This is a genomic window from Streptomyces lancefieldiae (assembly GCF_031845825.1).
Taxonomy (GTDB): Bacteria; Actinomycetota; Actinomycetes; order Streptomycetales; family Streptomycetaceae; genus Streptomyces; species Streptomyces lancefieldiae.
In genome coordinates this window covers 1-16,052 of sequence record NZ_JAVRFH010000041.1, presented here as the reverse complement: position 1 = coordinate 16,052, position 16,052 = coordinate 1, and the positions used below count along the sequence as shown (strand labels likewise).

Genomic DNA, 16,052 nt, shown 5'->3' with positions numbered 1-16,052 from the left:
TTTCGGTGCATGTCGTACTCGCCGGCGGAGGAACCGCGGGCCACATCGAGCCCGCGCTCGCCCTCGCGGACGCCCTGCGCAGGCAGGATCCGACCGTGGGGATCACGGCCCTGGGCACGGAACGCGGCCTCGAGACCCGCCTCGTACCCGAGCGCGGGTACGAACTGGCGCTGATCCCGGCCGTGCCGCTGCCGCGCAAGCCCACCCCCGAGCTGATCACCGTCCCGGGCCGGCTGCGCGGCACCATCAAGGCGACCGAGCAGATCCTGGAGCGCACCAAGGCGGACGCCGTGGTCGGCTTCGGCGGCTACGTGGCGCTGCCCGGCTACCTCGCGGCGAAGCGGCTCGGCGTGCCGATCATCGTCCATGAGGCCAACGCCCGCCCGGGCCTGGCCAACAAGATCGGCTCGCGGTACGCGGCGCAGGTCGCCGTCTCCACCCCGGACAGCAAACTGCGCAACTCCCGCTACATCGGCATCCCGCTGCGCCGCTCCATCGCCACCCTCGACCGGGCCGCGGCGCGTCCCGAGGCCCGGGCGATGTTCGGGCTCGATCCCAACCTGCCGACGCTGCTGGTCACCGGCGGCTCACAGGGCGCCCGCCGCCTCAACGAGGTGGTCCAGCAGGTCGCGCCCTGGCTCCAGCAGGCCGGCATCCAGATCCTGCACGCGGTGGGTCCCAAGAACGAACTGCCGCAGGTCCACCAGATGCCGGGGATGCCCCCGTACATCCCGGTAAGTTACCTGGACCGGATGGACCTCGCGTACGCCGCGGCCGACATGATGCTCTGCCGCGCGGGTGCGATGACCGTTGCCGAACTCTCCGCCGTCGGGCTGCCCGCCGCCTACGTCCCGCTGCCCATTGGCAACGGCGAACAGCGGCTCAACGCCCAGCCGGTGGTCAAGGCCGGTGGCGGACTGCTGGTCGACGACGCGGACCTGACGCCCGACTGGGTGCAGCAGAACGTCCTGCCCGTGCTGTCCGATCCGCACCGGCTGTACGAGATGTCCCGCGCCGCCGCCGAGTTCGGCCGCCGGGACGCCGACGACCTGCTCGTCGGCATGGTGTACGAGGCGATCGCCGCTCGTGCGCGCCGCTAGTCACGTATGACGGAAGGCAGGGAGCGTGGCCGGACCGACCATCGCCGAGCGCGGTGAACGTCAACAGAAGTCGTCCGGCCCGCCCCGTCCGCGGCGGTTCGGCCCGCCCAGACTTCGTACGATGATCATTCTTTTGGTCGTTCTCGTGCTCGTCGCGGGCGGAACCCTCTGGCTGCTCTACGGCTCGAACTGGACGCGCGTGGACCGGGTGTCGGTCTCCGGGACCCGGGTTCTGACGCCCGCACAGGTGCGCGAGGCCGCGGACGTGCCCGTCGGCGACCCGCTGGTGTCCGTCGACACCGGGGCGATCGAGGCGCGGCTCCGCCGGGAATTGCCCCGCATTGACGAGGTGGTCGTGGAGCGTTCCTGGCCGCACGGAATCGGACTGAAAGTGACGGAGCGTACCCCGGTTCTGATTGAGCAAAAGGGCGGAAAGTTCGTGGAAGTGGACGAGGAAGGCGTTCGTTTCGCCACGGTTTCCCGGGCTCCGAAAGGCGTGCCCGAGCTGGAATTGGCGCCCGCCCGTTCCGGTTCCGCCGCGGCGAGCCTGCGCCGCTTCGGCGAGGACCGCCTGGTGCGTGAGGCGGTGCGGGTGGCCGGCCGCCTCCCGGACGCGGTCGCCCGGGACACCCGGGTCGTCAAGGTCCGCTCCTACGACGACATCTCGCTGGAGTTGAGCGGCGACCGGACCGTGGCGTGGGGGAGCGGCGAGGAGGGGCCGCGCAAGGCCCGCGCGCTCACCGCGCTGATGAAAGCGACGCCCGATGCGCGGCACTTCGACGTAAGTGCTCCCACCGCACCGGCGTCATCAGGGAGTTGACGGGTATACGTGCAGGCCAGCACCCTGGTTGGGCAGCGCTACGGCTGATCACATAGGGTGAAAAGAAAAACGGGAGGTTCGGCGTGTTCGTTGAACGCGCGCCACTTGTCGACTTAGTGTCCTGTTCAGAAGACTCCAAGGAACAGACACACTGGTAACCCTAAACTTCAGCGTTAGGGTTCGGGTCGGCGCTACGGACCGTCCCATTCGGCATCAGTCGGCGGGTCGCGGGGCAGCAGTGCTCCGGTGACCCGACGACACGTAACTCGAGGCGAGAGGCCTTCGACGTGGCAGCACCGCAGAACTACCTCGCAGTCATCAAAGTCATCGGTGTCGGCGGCGGTGGTGTCAATGCCATCAACCGGATGATCGAGGTCGGTCTCAAGGGCGTCGAGTTCATCGCCATCAACACCGACGCGCAAGCTCTGTTGATGAGCGACGCCGACGTCAAGCTGGACGTCGGCCGTGAACTCACCCGCGGACTCGGCGCCGGAGCCAACCCGGCCGTCGGCCGCAAGGCCGCCGAGGACCACCGCGAGGAGATCGAGGAGGTCCTCAAGGGGGCCGACATGGTCTTCGTGACAGCCGGTGAAGGCGGCGGCACCGGCACCGGCGGCGCGCCCGTCGTGGCCAACATCGCCCGCTCGCTGGGCGCCCTCACCATCGGCGTGGTCACCCGCCCGTTCACCTTCGAGGGACGGCGCCGCGCCAACCAGGCCGAGGACGGCATCGCCGAGCTCCGCGAAGAGGTCGACACCCTCATCGTCATCCCCAACGACCGGCTGCTGTCCATCTCGGACCGCCAGGTCAGCGTGCTCGACGCGTTCAAGTCCGCCGACCAGGTCCTGCTGTCCGGTGTGCAGGGCATCACCGACCTCATCACCACGCCGGGCCTGATCAACCTGGACTTCGCCGACGTCAAGTCGGTCATGTCCGAGGCCGGTTCCGCCCTGATGGGCATCGGCTCGGCCCGCGGCGACGACCGCGCGGTGGCCGCGGCCGAGATGGCGATCTCCTCGCCGCTGCTGGAGGCCTCCATCGACGGCGCGCGGGGCGTGCTGCTCTCCATCTCCGGCGGCTCCGACCTCGGCCTGTTCGAGATCAACGAGGCCGCCCAGCTGGTCAGCGAGGCCGCCCACCCCGAGGCCAACATCATCTTCGGCGCGGTCATCGACGACGCCCTCGGCGACGAGGTGCGGGTCACCGTGATCGCGGCCGGCTTCGACGGGGGCCAGCCGCCGTCCAAGCGGGAGAACGTCCTCGGCACCTCTTCGGCCAAGCGCGAGGAGCCCGCCCCGGCCCGGCAGGCCGAGAGCCGCCCGTCCTTCGGCTCGCTCGGCAGCGTGAAGCCGAAGGAGGACCCGCAGCCGGCCCCCGCGCCGGAGCCGGTGAGTGACCTGCCCCCGGTCTCCCCGCCGCCGATCCCGCCGTCGCGGACCTACTCGGACAGCGCGGCCGAGGAACTGGACGTGCCGGACTTCCTGAAGTGATAGGACAGCGCGACACCGTGAACGGCGCGCACTTCGGCTTCACCGACCGGTGGGGCGGAGTGAGCGCCGTTCCGTACGAGGAGCTCAATCTGGGCGGCGCGGTCGGAGACGACCCCGGCGCCGTCACGGCCAACCGGGAGCTGGCGGCCAAGTCGCTGGGCCTGGACCCGTCCCGGGTGGTCTGGATGAACCAGGTGCACGGTGCCGACGTCGCCGTGGTCGACGGGCCCTGGGGGGACCGCCCGGTTCCGCGGGTCGACGCGATCGTCACCGCCGAACGCGGTCTCGCCCTCGCCGTCCTCACCGCCGACTGCGTGCCCGTCCTGCTGGCCGATCCCGTCGCCGGCCTCGCCGCCGCGGCCCACGCGGGCCGGCCCGGCCTGGTCGCCGGGGTCGTCCCCGCCGCCGTACGGGCCATGACCGAACTCGGCGCCGACCCCTCCCGGATCATCGCCCGCACCGGGCCCTCCGTGTGCGGCCGGTGCTACGAGGTGCTGGAGGAGATGCGCGCCGAAGTGGCCGTCGCCGAGCCGGCGGCGTACGCCGAGACGAGCTGGGGCACGCCGGCCCTCGACGTGAGCGCCGGCGTGCACGCGCAGCTCGAACGCCTCGGGGTGTGCGACCGGGCGCAGTCGCCGGTGTGCACCCGGGAGTCGAAGGACCACTTCTCGTACCGACGCGACCGCACCACAGGGCGGCTCGCGGGCTATGTCTGGCTGGACTGATGGGGCATGACGGACCGTAAGCAGGAACTCGCCGGAAACCTGGCGCAAGTGGAGGAACGCATCGCCGCCGCCTGTGCGGCCGCGGGCCGCCGCCGCGAGGAGGTGACCCTCATCGTGGTCACCAAGACCTACCCGGCGGACGATGTGCGCATTCTCTCCGAACTCGGCGTGCGCCATGTCGCCGAGAACCGCGACCAGGACGCGGCACCCAAGGCAGCCGCCTGTTCGGATCTGCCGCTTTCATGGCATTTCGTCGGTCAGTTGCAGACCAACAAAGTGCGGTCCGTGGTCGGTTACGCGGATGTCGTGCAGTCCGTCGACCGGGCCAGGCTCGTCACGGCCCTGTCGAAGGAGGCGGTGCGGGCCGGGCGCGAGGTGGGCTGCCTTCTCCAGGTCGCGCTCGACGCGGGGGAGGCGAGCGGGCGCGGTGGCGTCCCGCCCGCGGGAATCGAAGAGTTGGCCGACCTCGTCGCCGGTTCGGCGGGACTGCGGCTCGACGGACTGATGACCGTGGCCCCGCTCACCGGCGAGTACGCCGGGCGCCAACAGGCGGCCTTCGAGCACCTCATGGATTTGTCGACCCGCGTGCGCCGAACCCATCCGGCTGCCAACATGGTCTCCGCAGGGATGAGTGCGGATCTCGAACAGGCCGTGGCCGCCGGAGCGACACATGTACGCGTCGGCACTGCGGTACTCGGAGTCCGCCCCAGGCTCGGGTAACGTCGCCAAGAAGTCGGACCACAGCAGAAAATATGGTCATTACCGCCGAAAGGCGGACGCAACGACCTCGTGGATCGCGGGTACTTGGCAGTCAGCCGATCCACCACAGAGCGGAGGACTCAGAGCATGGCCGGCGCGATGCGCAAGATGGCGGTCTACCTCGGCCTCGTGGAGGACGATGGGTACGACGGCCGGGGGTTCGACCCCGACGACGACTTCGAACCCGAACTGGACCCGGAGCCCGAACGGGACCACCGGCGGCACGAACCGGTGCACCAGTCCCACGGTGCACATCAGCCCCAAAGGGACGAAGGGGTGCGAGTCGTACAACCGCCCGCGCAGCGTGAGCCGGTGCCCCGTTCCGCTTCGCTCGCGGCGGAATCGAGCCGCCCGGCGCGCATCGCGCCCGTGGCATCCATCACACAAGAACGCGCAAGCCTGGAAAAGAGCGCACCGGTCATCATGCCCAAGGTCGTGTCCGAACGAGAGCCCTACCGGATCACCACACTTCACCCCCGGACCTACAACGAGGCCCGTACCATCGGGGAACACTTCCGTGAGGGCACGCCGGTGATCATGAATCTCACTGAGATGGATGACACAGATGCGAAGCGACTTGTCGACTTTGCGGCAGGTTTGGTGTTTGGTCTTCACGGCAGTATCGAGCGGGTGACGCAGAAGGTGTTCCTGCTGTCTCCTGCTAACGTCGATGTCACGGCGGAGGACAAGGCCCGCATCGCAGAGGGCGGGTTCTTCAACCAGAGCTGAGACGCACCACCGGCAAGAGCAAGAGCACGGACCCGAGAACGGGTCCGAGAGATGGTTCAGGGGAGAGGGAAGCACAGGTCATGAGCGTGGTCCTGGATGTCGTCTACATCGCGCTGATGTGCTTCCTCATCGTGCTCATCTTCCGGTTGGTCATGGACTACGTCTTCCAGTTCGCCCGCTCGTGGCAACCCGGCAAGGCGATGGTGGTCGTTCTGGAGGCCACCTACACTGTCACCGATCCACCGCTGAAGCTTCTGCGGCGGTTCATCCCGCCGCTGCGTCTCGGGGGCGTGGCGCTCGACCTGTCCTTCTTCGTACTGATGATCATCGTCTACATCCTGATCTCGATCGTGAGCCGGCTGTGAGCGATGAGAGAGATACGGGCTTGCCGAATGCCGACGACAACGTTGAGGTGAAGAGATGCCGTTGACCCCCGAGGACGTGCGGAACAAGCAGTTCACGACCGTCCGCCTCCGAGAAGGCTATGACGAGGACGAGGTCGATGCCTTCCTCGACGAGGTTGAAGCCGAACTGACCCGACTGCTCCGCGAGAACGAGGACCTGCGCGCCAAACTGGCGGCGGCGACGCGTGCGGCTGCGCAGAACCAGCAGAACATGCGCAAGCCCCCGGAACCGCCCCAGGACCAGCAGCAGCACCAGCAGCATCCGCCACAGCAGGGCGGCATGCCGCAGCAGGGCATGCGAGGTCCCGGCGCTCCGGTGCCCGCCGGCATATCGGGCCCGCCGCAGCAGCAGATGGGTGGCCCCATGGGAGGCCCGCCCCAGCTGCCCAGCGGTGCTCCGCAGCTGCCCGCCGGCCCCGGCGGACAGGGTGGCCCGCAGGGTCCCGGCCCGATGGGCCAGGGTCCGGGGCCGATGGGCCAGGGGCCTGGCCCGATGGGCCAGGGTGGCCCTGGTCCGATGCAGGGCCAGATGGGTCCCGGCCCGATGGGCGGCCCCATGGGCGGCCCGCAGGGGCCCGGCGGCCCTGGTGGCCCCGGCATGCCCGGTCAGGGCGGCCCCGGTGGCGACAGCGCCGCGCGCGTCCTGTCGCTGGCCCAGCAGACCGCCGACCAGGCGATCGCCGAGGCCCGCTCCGAGGCCAACAAGATCGTCGGCGAGGCGCGTTCGCGTGCCGAGGGTCTGGAGCGGGACGCCCGTGCCAAGGCGGACGCCCTGGAGCGGGACGCGCAGGAGAAGCACCGCGTCGCGATGGGCTCCCTGGAGTCCGCTCGCGCCACGCTGGAGCGCAAGGTCGAGGACCTGCGCGGCTTCGAGCGCGAGTACCGCACGCGGCTGAAGTCGTACCTGGAGTCCCAGCTGCGCCAGTTGGAGACCCAGGCGGACGACTCGCTCGCCCCGCCGCGTACGCCCGCTACGGCCTCCCTGCCGCCGTCCCCGGCGCCCTCCATGGCACCGGCCGGCGCGAGTGCGCCGTCGTACGGCGGCAACCAGTCGATGGGCAGCGGGCCGGGCCAGTCCGGTCCGTCCTACGGCGGCCAGCAGCAGATGTCGCCGGCGATGACCCAGCCGATGGCGCCGGTGCGGCCGCAGGGGCCGTCGCCGATGGGGCAGGCGCCGTCGCCGATGCGTGGGTTCCTGATCGACGAGGACGACAACTGACGGGTGACGAACGGTAGTACGACGTAGCCGTCGGCAGCGTTCAGGGCGGGCCCCGGGTTTCTGACCCGGGGCCCGCCCTTTTGGTGTGCGCGGTGTCGGGCGCGGGGCGTTGGTGTGGCCGGAGGTGGGTGACGCGGCCCGGCACGAGCGGGGGGACCCCCGTGGCCCACCCGTGCCGCCCTGGGAGTGCCTCCCAGGCCGTTCAGGCACTGGGGGAGGCACGACCGCCCGCGGCTGGGGCGAGTGGTACGGCGAAAGGGCCCGGCCCCCCGAGGGGAGCCAGGCCCTTTCGTCGTGTTCGTTACTGCTTGCGCAGCTGGAACGTCAGGGACAGTCCCTCGTCCGTGAACGGCTCCCCGTACGTGTCGTCCGCCTCGCCCTGGGCGAAGTCCGTGGCCAGGACCTCGTCGGCGATCAGGGCCGAGTGGTCGGTCAGGGCCGCGATGGTCGCCGGGTCCGTGGCCGTCCAGCGCAGGGCGATGCGGTCGGCGACGTCGAGGCCGCTGTTCTTGCGGGCCTCCTGGATCAGGCGGATCGCGTCACGGGCGAGGCCCGCGCGGCGGAGTTCCTCCGTGATCTCCAGGTCCAACGCCACCGTCGCGCCCGAGTCGGAGGCGACCGACCAGCCCTCGCGCGGCGTCTCCGTGATGATCACCTCGTCGGGAGCGAGGGTGATCGTCTCGCCGTCGACCTCCACCGAGGCCGTGCCCTCGCGCAGCGCGAGGGAGAGCGCCGCGGCGTCCGCGCCCGCGACGGCCTTCGCGACGTCCTGGACGCGCTTGCCGAAGCGCTTGCCCAGCGCCCGGAAGTTGGCCTTCGCCGTCGTGTCGACCAGGGAGCCGCCGACCTCGCTCAGCGACGCGAGGGACTCGACGTTCAGCTCCTCGGTGATCTGCGTGTGCAGCTCGGGGGTGAGCGTGTCGAAGCCCGCCACCGCGATCAGCGCGCGCTTGAGCGGCTGGCGGGTCTTGACGCCCGACTCGGCGCGCGTGGCGCGGCCCAGTTCGACCAGGCGGCGCACCAGGACCATCTGCTTCGACAGCTCCGGGTCGATCGCCGACAGGTCGGCCTCCGGCCAGGAGGACAGGTGCACCGACTCCGGGGCGCCCGGGCTGACCGGCACGACCAGGTCCTGCCAGACCCGCTCGGTGATGAACGGGGTCAGCGGGGCCATGAGCCTGGTGACCGTCTCGACGACCTCGTGCAGCGTGCGCAGCGCCGCCTTGTCGCCCTGCCAGAAGCGGCGACGGGAGCGGCGTACGTACCAGTTCGACAGGTCGTCGACGAAGGCGGACAGCAGCTTGCCGGCCCGCTGGGTGTCGTACGCGTCCAGTGCCTGCGTGACCTGGTCGGTCAGCGCGTGCAGCTCGGACAGCAGCCAGCGGTCCAGGACCGGGCGGTCGGCCGGCGCCGGGTCGGCCTCGCTCGGCGCCCAGCCCGAGGTGCGGGCGTACAGGGCCTGGAAGGCGACCGTGTTCCAGTAGGTGAGGAGCGTCTTGCGGACGACCTCCTGGATGGTGCCGTGGCCGACGCGGCGGGCCGCCCACGGGGAGCCGCCGGCCGCCATGAACCAGCGCACCGCGTCGGCGCCGTGCCGGTCCATGAGCGGGATCGGCTCCAGGGTGTTGCCCAGGTGCTTGGACATCTTGCGGCCGTCCTCGGCGAGGATGTGACCGAGGCAGACGACGTTCTCGTACGACGACTTGTCGAAGACCAGGGTGCCGACCGCCATCAGCGTGTAGAACCAGCCGCGGGTCTGGTCGATCGCCTCGGAGATGAACTGCGCCGGGTAGCGGCTCTCGAACAGCTCCTTGTTCTTGTGCGGGTAGCCCCACTGTGCGAACGGCATCGAACCCGAGTCGTACCAGGCGTCGATGACCTCCGGCACGCGCGTGGCGGCCTTGCCGCACCCGTCCTGCGGGCACGCGAAGGTGACCTCGTCGATGTACGGGCGGTGCGGGTCCAGGCCCGACTGGTCGGCGCCGGTCAGCTCGGTCAGCTCCGCGCGGGAGCCGACGACCGTGAGGTGGTCGTGCTCGCAGCGCCAGATCGGCAGCGGGGTGCCCCAGTAGCGGTTGCGGGAGAGCGCCCAGTCGATGTTGTTGTTCAGCCAGTCGCCGTACCGGCCGTGCTTGACGGAGTCCGGGAACCAGTTGGTCCTCTCGTTCTCCTGGAGGAGACGGTCCTTGATGGCCGTGGTGCGGATGTACCAGGACGGCTGGGCGTAGTACAGCAGCGCCGTGTGGCAGCGCCAGCAGTGCGGATAGCTGTGCTCGTACGGGATGTGCTTGAACAGCAGGCCCCGCGTGTCCAGGTCCTCCGTCAGCTTCTCGTCGGCCTTCTTGAAGAAGACGCCGCCGACCAGCGGGACGTCCTCCTCGAAGGTGCCGTCCGGGCGGACCGGGTTGACCACGGGCAGGCCGTAGGAACGGCAGACCTTGAGGTCGTCCTCACCGAAGGCGGGGGACTGGTGGACCAGACCGGTGCCGTCCTCGGTGGTGACGTACTCGGCGTTCACCACGAAGTGGGCGGGCTCGGGGAACTCCACCAGCTCGAACGGCCGCTGGTAGGTCCAGCGCTCCATCTCGGCGCCGGTGAAGGACTGGCCGGTGGTCTCCCAGCCCTCGCCGAGGGCCTTGGTGACCAGCGGCTCGGCGACGACGAGCTTCTCCTCGCCGTCGGTGGCGACGACGTAGGTGACCTCGGGGTGCGCGGCGACCGCCGTGTTGGAGACCAGCGTCCAGGGCGTGGTCGTCCAGATCAGGAGCGCGGCCTCGCCGGCCAGCGGGCCGGAGGTCAGCGGGAAGCGGACGTAGACGGACGGGTCGACGACCGTCTCGTAGCCCTGGGCCAGCTCGTGGTCGGACAGGCCGGTGCCGCAGCGGGGGCACCAGGGGGCGACGCGGTGGTCCTGGACCAGCAGGCCCTTGTTGAAGATCTCCTTCAGCGACCACCACACGGACTCGATGTACTCGGGGTCCATCGTGCGGTACGGGTCCTGGAGGTCGGCCCAGTAGCCCATGCGGGTGGTGAGCGCTTCGAAGGCGTCGGTGTGGCGGGTCACCGACTCGCGGCACTTGGCGTTGAACTCGGCGATGCCGTACGCCTCGATGTCCTGTTTGCCGGAGAAGCCGAGCTCCTTCTCCACCGCGAGCTCCACCGGGAGGCCGTGGCAGTCCCAGCCGGCCTTGCGGCCCACGTGGTAGCCGCGCATGGTGCGGAAGCGGGGGAAGACGTCCTTGAAGACGCGGGCTTCGATGTGGTGGGCGCCCGGCATGCCGTTGGCGGTGGGCGGGCCCTCGTAGAACACCCACTCGGGGCGGCCCTCGGACTGCTCGAGGCTCTTGGCGAAGATCTTCTGCTCGCGCCAGAAGTCGAGCACCGCGTGTTCGAGCGCGGGCAGGTCGACCTGGGCGGGCACCTGGCGGTACTGCGGCTGCGTATTCAACGAGCTTCCTCCGGCGGACGTGCTGCCTTCCGTCGGAGGGACGAGAGCCGAGCCGTCATGGCCACGTACGCCGCTGTGTGCGGCGCGCTCCCGCGGTACCACCCTCCTTGGCCCTCCGGTGCGTCGTGTGCGCCGGTGAGCCCCCTCATTGGGGTCGCGAGCCGGTTCTACTCGCCGTGGCGGTCGTGTCACGGCTTTCTTCCGGCGGCTCCGGGGTGATCTTCACGTCGCGCTCGCCCCCGGGCTCACACCGTCCCCGGGTCGCTCTGGGCTGCCTACGCCGCTACTCGTCCCCATCCACGCTTTTCGCTCCGCCCAGTGTACGGCGCCGCACGGACAGCGGCCGACCGGTTTTGGTGCCGGGTGGGGCGGGGGCGCCGCACGGCCTCCGTACACCTCCCCACGGCCGGGTGTGAGCCGAATGCCGTCGTCGGGCGTCCGGCTCCCGGGCGGCCCGGCCGGGCTGTGCCCCGGCGGATTACCGGGCGGGGAGCTGGGCACAACGCATGCATGCTCGCCGCGCGGCGCACGGTGGGCGGGCGAATCGGGCGGCGTGCCCCGTTGCCGCGGGACCCGAGTCGATTTATCGTCCCAGCACGATTTGCGCGCAAGATCACAAAATGTGAAGGGGCCGCGGCCATGGTGGCGAAGAAGACCGCCGTACAGCAGCCGGCGTCCGGCAGATCCACGGACGCCGACGCCCTGGGCGGTGCGGCCCCCGAGCCCGCCGCGGCCCGTGGCCCCGGCGGCGGGGCGGAGGGCCGGGCCGGGAAGAAGGCGACCGCGAAGGAGACGGCCGCCGAGGGGACGGCCGCCGAGGAGACGGCTGCCGAGAAGTCGCCGGCCGCGAAGGTGACGGCCGCGAAGAAGTCCGCGGCGAAGAAGGGCGCCGCGAAGAAGACCGCGGCCAGGAAGAGCGCGGCGAAGAAGAGCGCGGCGAAGAAGAGCACGGCGAAGAAGGCGGACGCGGCCGAGGCCGCGGAGCAGACGGGAGCCACGACGGTGGTTGCGAAGAAGACTCCTGGCATGGCCACGGCGGCCAAGTCCGCCGTTCCCAAGGCACGCGGCGCCGCCGCTGAGCCCGGCGACCTCGCGGTACGCCCCGGCGAGGAACCCTGGACCCCGCAGGAGGTGGAGGAGGCGCGCGGGGGACTGCAGTCCGAGGCCGACCGGCTGCGCACCGAGCTCGAATCCTCCGAGCGGTCGCTGCAGGGCATGATGCGGGACTCCGGGGACGGCGCGGGCGACGACGAGGCGGACACCGGCAGCAAGAACATCACGCGCGAGCACGAGCTGGCGCTGGCCGCCAACGCGCGCGAGATGCTCACCCAGACCGAGCGCGCCCTGGAGCGCCTGGACGCGGGCACCTACGGCCTGTGCGAGAACTGCGGCAACCCCATCGGCAAGGCGCGCATGCAGGCCTTTCCGAGGGCCACCCTGTGCGTCGAGTGCAAGCAGAAGCAGGAGCGCCGGTACTGATCCGCCGCGCTGCCGCCCCCGTACGCGTCCTGAGCACGTGCGGGACGGAAGGCGTGCCGTACCCTCGTCCTCAGTCAGGTACCTAGGTCGAGGGACTCACGTGGCAGAGGCGGAGCGCATCATCGGTACGCCGGACACCCCGGACGCGGCGGGGGACGGGCAGGAGCGGCCCGACGCCGAGCAGGAGCGGGCCCCGGAGCGCCCCCGGGGCAGGCGGCGCATCGCCGTGCTGTTCGCGGTCGCCGTGTTCGCGTACCTTCTCGACCTGGTCAGCAAGATGATCGTGGTCGCCAAGCTGGAGCACCACGAGCCCGTCGAGATCATCGGGGACTGGCTCAGGTTCGCGGCGATCCGCAACGCGGGCGCGGCCTTCGGTTTCGGTGAGGCCTTCACCGTGATCTTCACGGTGATCGCGGCGTCCGTGATCGTGGTGATCGCCCGCCTCGCGCGCAAGCTGTACAGCCTGCCGTGGGCGATCGCGCTCGGCCTGCTGCTGGGCGGCGCGCTCGGCAACCTCACCGACCGGATCTTCCGCTCGCCCGGCGTCTTCGAGGGCGCGGTCGTGGACTTCATCGCCCCCAAGCACTTCGCCGTCTTCAACCTCGCCGACTCGGCGATCGTCTGCGGCGGCATCCTGATCGTGATCCTCTCCTTCCGGGGCCTGGACCCCGACGGGACCGTCCACAAGGACTGACGGCGGGGCCGGGGCGCGGGCCCCGCCGGACGGGCGTGCGGGACTGTCCGAGCCGTCCGGCATACTCGACGGGTGAGCACGCTTCCCGATATCCGCACCCTGCCCGTGCCCGACGGCCTGGAGGGCGAGCGCGTCGACGCCGCCATCTCCCGCATGTTCGGCTTCTCCCGTACCAAGGCCGCGGAGCTCGCCGCGGCGGGCAAGGTGCAGGTCGACGGATCGGTGGTCGGCAAGTCCGAGCGCGTCCACGGCGGCGCCTGGCTCGAGGTCGAGATGCCGCAGGCGCCCGCGCCGGTGCAGATCGTGGCCGAGCCGGTCGAGGGCATGGAGATCGTGCACGACGACGAGGACGTGGTCGTGATCGTGAAGCCGGTCGGCGTGGCGGCCCACCCCTCGCCCGGCTGGAGCGGACCGACGGTCATCGGCGGACTGGCCGCCGCCGGGTACCGCATCTCGACGTCCGGTGCCGCCGAGCGGCAGGGCATCGTGCACCGTCTCGACGTGGGCACCTCCGGTCTGATGGCGGTGGCCAAGTCGGAGCGGGCGTACACCTCGCTCAAGCGCCAGTTCAAGGAGCGCACGGTCGACAAGCGCTACCACACGCTCGTGCAGGGCCACCCCGACCCGACCAGCGGCACCATCGACGCCCCCATCGGCCGCCACCCCCAGCACGACTACAAGTGGGCCGTCACCGCCGAGGGCAAGCCCTCCGTCACGCACTACGACCTCATCGAGGCCTTCCGCGCCGCCTCCCTGCTCGACGTGAAGCTGGAGACCGGCCGCACCCACCAGATCCGCGTCCACATGGCCGCCCACCGCCACCCCTGCGTCGGCGACCTGACCTACGGCGCCGACCCGACCCTCGCCAAGCGGCTGCGCCTCACCCGCCAGTGGCTGCACGCCGTACGCCTCGGCTTCGAGCACCCCGGCGACGGACAGTGGGTCGAGTACGCCAGCGACTACCCCGAGGACCTCCAGCAGGCCCTGGACCTCGTCCGCGAGGAGACCTACGGATGAGCGCCCCGCGGCCCGTTCCGGCCTACGAGGTGCGCGTCGCCGACGACCCCGCCGACCGGGAGGCGTGCTTCGCGGTACGCAAGGAGGTCTTCGTCGCCGAGCAGCAGGTCCCCGAGGACATCGAGTACGACACGTACGACGCCGACGCCGTGCACGTCCTCGCGGTCCGGGAGGACGGCGTGGCACTGGGCACCGGCCGGCTGCTGCACGGCGAGGCCGCCGCCGCGAAGAACGGCGACGGCGACCCGGCCGTCGGCTCCCTCGGCCGGCTCGCCGTCACCCGGGACGCCCGCGGACTGGGCGTCGGGGCCGCGCTGGTGCGGGCCGTGGAGGAGGCGGCACGTGCGCGGGGGCTCACGGCGGTGGACCTGCACGCGCAGACCCAGGCCCTGGGTTTCTACGCGCGACTGGGGTACGAGGCGTACGGACCGGAGTTCCCCGACGCCGGGATACCCCACCGCGCGATGCGGCGCGCCCTGTAACCGGAGGTGCCGAACCGGCTGGTGGGTCCGGTGGCGTGGCAGGCTTGAAGTCCGCCGTGTGTACGCCGAGACCCGACCGGAGCGGTGACCGTGGACCAGTTGGCCCTGCTGTTCATGCTGTTGCTCGGGGCCCTGCTGAGCGTCCCGATCGGGGACCGGCTCGGGCTGCCGGCGCCGGTGCTGATGACGGTCCTCGGGATCGTGCTGGCCCTGCTCGACTTCGTGCCCAACGTCGACTTCCCGCCCGAGCTCATCCTGCCCGCGCTGCTGCCGCCGCTGCTCTACGCGGCCGTACGGCGCACGTCCTGGCGGCAGTTCGCGGCCAACAAGCGGCCGATCTTCCTGCTGGCGGTCGCGCTGGTCTTCGTCACCATGGCGTGCGTCGCCACGGTGGCCCACGCCATCGTGCCGGGGCTGCCGATCGCCGCCGCCTTCGCGCTGGGCGCGCTGGTGGCACCGCCCGACCCGGTCGCGGCGACCGCCGTCGCCGGGCAACTGGGGCTGCCCCGCCGCCTGGTGTCCATCCTGGAGGGCGAGGGGCTGTTCAACGACGTCACGGCCATCGTCCTGTACCACGTGGCCATCGCCGCGGCCGTCGGCGGCGCCTTCTCGCCCTGGCGGGCCGGGCTCGACCTGGTGCTGTCCGCCGTCGTCGCCGTGGCCGTGGGCCTCGCGCTCGGCTGGGCCGCCAACAAGCTGCTGGACCTGCTGGGGGACGTCACCCTGCAGATCGGCCTGACGCTGCTGGTGCCGTACGTGTCCTACGTCCTGGCCGAGGAACTGCACGGCTCCGGGGTGCTCGCGGTGCTCACCACCGCGATGTTCCTCGCCGAGTACGCCTCCGACGCCGACGACGTGATGACCCGGCTCGCCGGGCACACCGTCTGGGACGTCGTCGACACGCTCGTCACCGGCGTCGCGTTCGGTCTGATCGGCCTGGAGCTGCACAACGCGATCCACACGGCCTCCGGGCGGTGGACCGAACTGCTCGGGTGGGCCGCGGCGGTCTCCGGTGTGGTGATCCTCGTACGGCTGGTGTGGCTGCTGCCGGCCACCTGGCTGACGCAGCGCCTGCACGCCGGGCGGGACCACGACGAGGACATCCCGACGAGCTGGCGCGAGACCGTCGTCATGTGGTGGGCGGGGATGCGCGGGGTCGCCTCGGTCGCGCTGGCCCTCGCGATTCCGCTGGTGACGGACGACGGCTCGGCCTTCCCCAAGCGCGCGGAGATCATCTTCATCGCCTTCGGGGTGATCATGGTCACGCTGCTCCTGCAGGGGCTGACGCTGCCGTGGCTGGTGGGCCGCCTGGGGGTACGGGCGGACACCGAGCGGGAGAAGGACTACGAGAAGCAGCTGGCGGTACGGGCGGCGAGGGCGGCGAAGCAGCGGCTGAAGGAGATCGAGGCGGTCGAGGAGCTGCCGGAGGAGCTGTCCGAGCAGATGCTGCGCCGCGCCTTCGACATCGGGCTGCGCATCAGCCCCGACATCGGCGACGAGGAGCGGCGCGAGGCGCAGGAGCAGCGGACCCGGCGGGTGAAGCGGATCCGCCGGATCCAGGGCGAGATGCTGAGCGCCGCCCGGCACGAGGTACTGGCGGCACGCAGCGAACCCGGGTCCGACCCGGAGATCGTGGACCGGGTGCTGCGTCACCTGGACGTGCGCAGCCTGCGGTGAGGCGTCACA

14 protein-coding genes are annotated in these 16,052 nt (G+C 71.0%); 13 read left to right on the top strand and 1 reads right to left on the bottom strand.

Annotated elements, in window-relative coordinates:
• Positions 1-5: 5 nt before the first annotated feature.
• The 8 genes from murG to divIVA all read left to right on the top strand — a co-directional run bounded on the left by murG (position 6) and on the right by divIVA (position 7,246).
• Complete coding sequence (gene murG, locus RM812_RS30440) at positions 6-1,100, top strand: undecaprenyldiphospho-muramoylpentapeptide beta-N-acetylglucosaminyltransferase (protein WP_311579527.1); 1,095 nt, start codon at positions 6-8, stop codon at positions 1,098-1,100.
• Positions 1,101-1,125: 25 nt separating this feature from the next.
• On the top strand, positions 1,126-1,920 hold the full coding sequence (ftsQ, locus tag RM812_RS30435; protein ID WP_311579524.1) for a cell division protein FtsQ: 795 nt from the start codon (positions 1,126-1,128) through the stop codon (positions 1,918-1,920).
• Between the two features lie 287 nt (positions 1,921-2,207).
• Positions 2,208-3,410, top strand: a complete 1,203-nt coding sequence (gene ftsZ, locus RM812_RS30430; RefSeq protein ID WP_311579521.1) for a cell division protein FtsZ — start codon at positions 2,208-2,210, stop codon at positions 3,408-3,410.
• Positions 3,407-4,135 carry a peptidoglycan editing factor PgeF gene (gene pgeF, locus RM812_RS30425; RefSeq protein WP_311579518.1) on the top strand — a complete coding sequence of 243 codons (729 nt, stop codon included), beginning with the start codon at positions 3,407-3,409 and terminating at the stop codon, positions 4,133-4,135. Before ftsZ ends, pgeF begins: the two co-directional genes overlap by 4 nt.
• 6 nt (positions 4,136-4,141) lie before the next feature.
• Positions 4,142-4,855: a YggS family pyridoxal phosphate-dependent enzyme gene (locus RM812_RS30420; RefSeq protein ID WP_311579515.1), complete on the top strand. Its 714-nt coding sequence runs from the start codon at positions 4,142-4,144 to the stop codon at positions 4,853-4,855.
• 126 nt (positions 4,856-4,981) lie between these two features.
• Positions 4,982-5,623 carry a cell division protein SepF gene (locus tag RM812_RS30415; protein ID WP_311579512.1) on the top strand — a complete coding sequence of 214 codons (642 nt, stop codon included), beginning with the start codon at positions 4,982-4,984 and terminating at the stop codon, positions 5,621-5,623.
• Between the two features lie 80 nt (positions 5,624-5,703).
• Positions 5,704-5,988: a YggT family protein gene (locus RM812_RS30410; RefSeq protein WP_007448661.1), complete on the top strand. Its 285-nt coding sequence runs from the start codon at positions 5,704-5,706 to the stop codon at positions 5,986-5,988.
• 55 nt (positions 5,989-6,043) lie between these two features.
• Positions 6,044-7,246: an apical growth/hyphal branching protein DivIVA gene (gene divIVA / locus RM812_RS30405; protein WP_311579481.1), complete on the top strand. Its 1,203-nt coding sequence runs from the start codon at positions 6,044-6,046 to the stop codon at positions 7,244-7,246.
• 301 nt (positions 7,247-7,547) lie between these two features.
• On the opposite strand, the gene ileS is transcribed toward divIVA, so the two are convergent.
• Positions 7,548-10,694, bottom strand: coding sequence for an isoleucine--tRNA ligase (gene ileS, locus RM812_RS30400; protein WP_311579478.1), 3,147 nt, complete (start codon positions 10,692-10,694; stop codon positions 7,548-7,550).
• Positions 10,695-11,333: 639 nt separating this feature from the next.
• On the opposite strand from ileS, the gene RM812_RS30395 reads away from it, so the two are divergent.
• From RM812_RS30395 to RM812_RS30375, 5 genes are all read left to right on the top strand, one after another.
• Positions 11,334-12,173, top strand: a complete 840-nt coding sequence (locus RM812_RS30395; protein ID WP_311579475.1) for a TraR/DksA family transcriptional regulator — start codon at positions 11,334-11,336, stop codon at positions 12,171-12,173.
• A 100-nt stretch (positions 12,174-12,273) separates the two neighbouring features.
• Positions 12,274-12,867: a signal peptidase II gene (gene lspA / locus RM812_RS30390; protein WP_311579472.1), complete on the top strand. Its 594-nt coding sequence runs from the start codon at positions 12,274-12,276 to the stop codon at positions 12,865-12,867.
• Between the two features lie 72 nt (positions 12,868-12,939).
• Positions 12,940-13,884, top strand: coding sequence for an RluA family pseudouridine synthase (locus tag RM812_RS30385; protein WP_311579469.1), 945 nt, complete (start codon positions 12,940-12,942; stop codon positions 13,882-13,884).
• A complete protein-coding gene (locus tag RM812_RS30380; protein ID WP_311579467.1) occupies positions 13,881-14,366 on the top strand; it encodes a GNAT family N-acetyltransferase in 486 nt (161 codons plus the stop codon). Before RM812_RS30385 ends, RM812_RS30380 begins: the two co-directional genes overlap by 4 nt.
• Positions 14,367-14,456: 90 nt before the next feature.
• Complete coding sequence (locus RM812_RS30375; RefSeq protein ID WP_311579464.1) at positions 14,457-16,043, top strand: Na+/H+ antiporter; 1,587 nt, start codon at positions 14,457-14,459, stop codon at positions 16,041-16,043.
• Positions 16,044-16,052 lie beyond the last annotated feature (9 nt).

Coding starts and splice junctions, on each gene's coding strand:
- RM812_RS30420 (WP_311579515.1), top strand. CDS start 4,142: ATGACGGACCGTAAGCAGGAACTCGCCGGAAACCTGGCGCAAGTGGAG.
- RM812_RS30415 (WP_311579512.1), top strand. CDS start 4,982: ATGGCCGGCGCGATGCGCAAGATGGCGGTCTACCTCGGCCTCGTGGAG.
- RM812_RS30410 (WP_007448661.1), top strand. CDS start 5,704: ATGAGCGTGGTCCTGGATGTCGTCTACATCGCGCTGATGTGCTTCCTC.
- divIVA (WP_311579481.1), top strand. CDS start 6,044: ATGCCGTTGACCCCCGAGGACGTGCGGAACAAGCAGTTCACGACCGTC.
- RM812_RS30395 (WP_311579475.1), top strand. CDS start 11,334: ATGGTGGCGAAGAAGACCGCCGTACAGCAGCCGGCGTCCGGCAGATCC.
- RM812_RS30380 (WP_311579467.1), top strand. CDS start 13,881: ATGAGCGCCCCGCGGCCCGTTCCGGCCTACGAGGTGCGCGTCGCCGAC.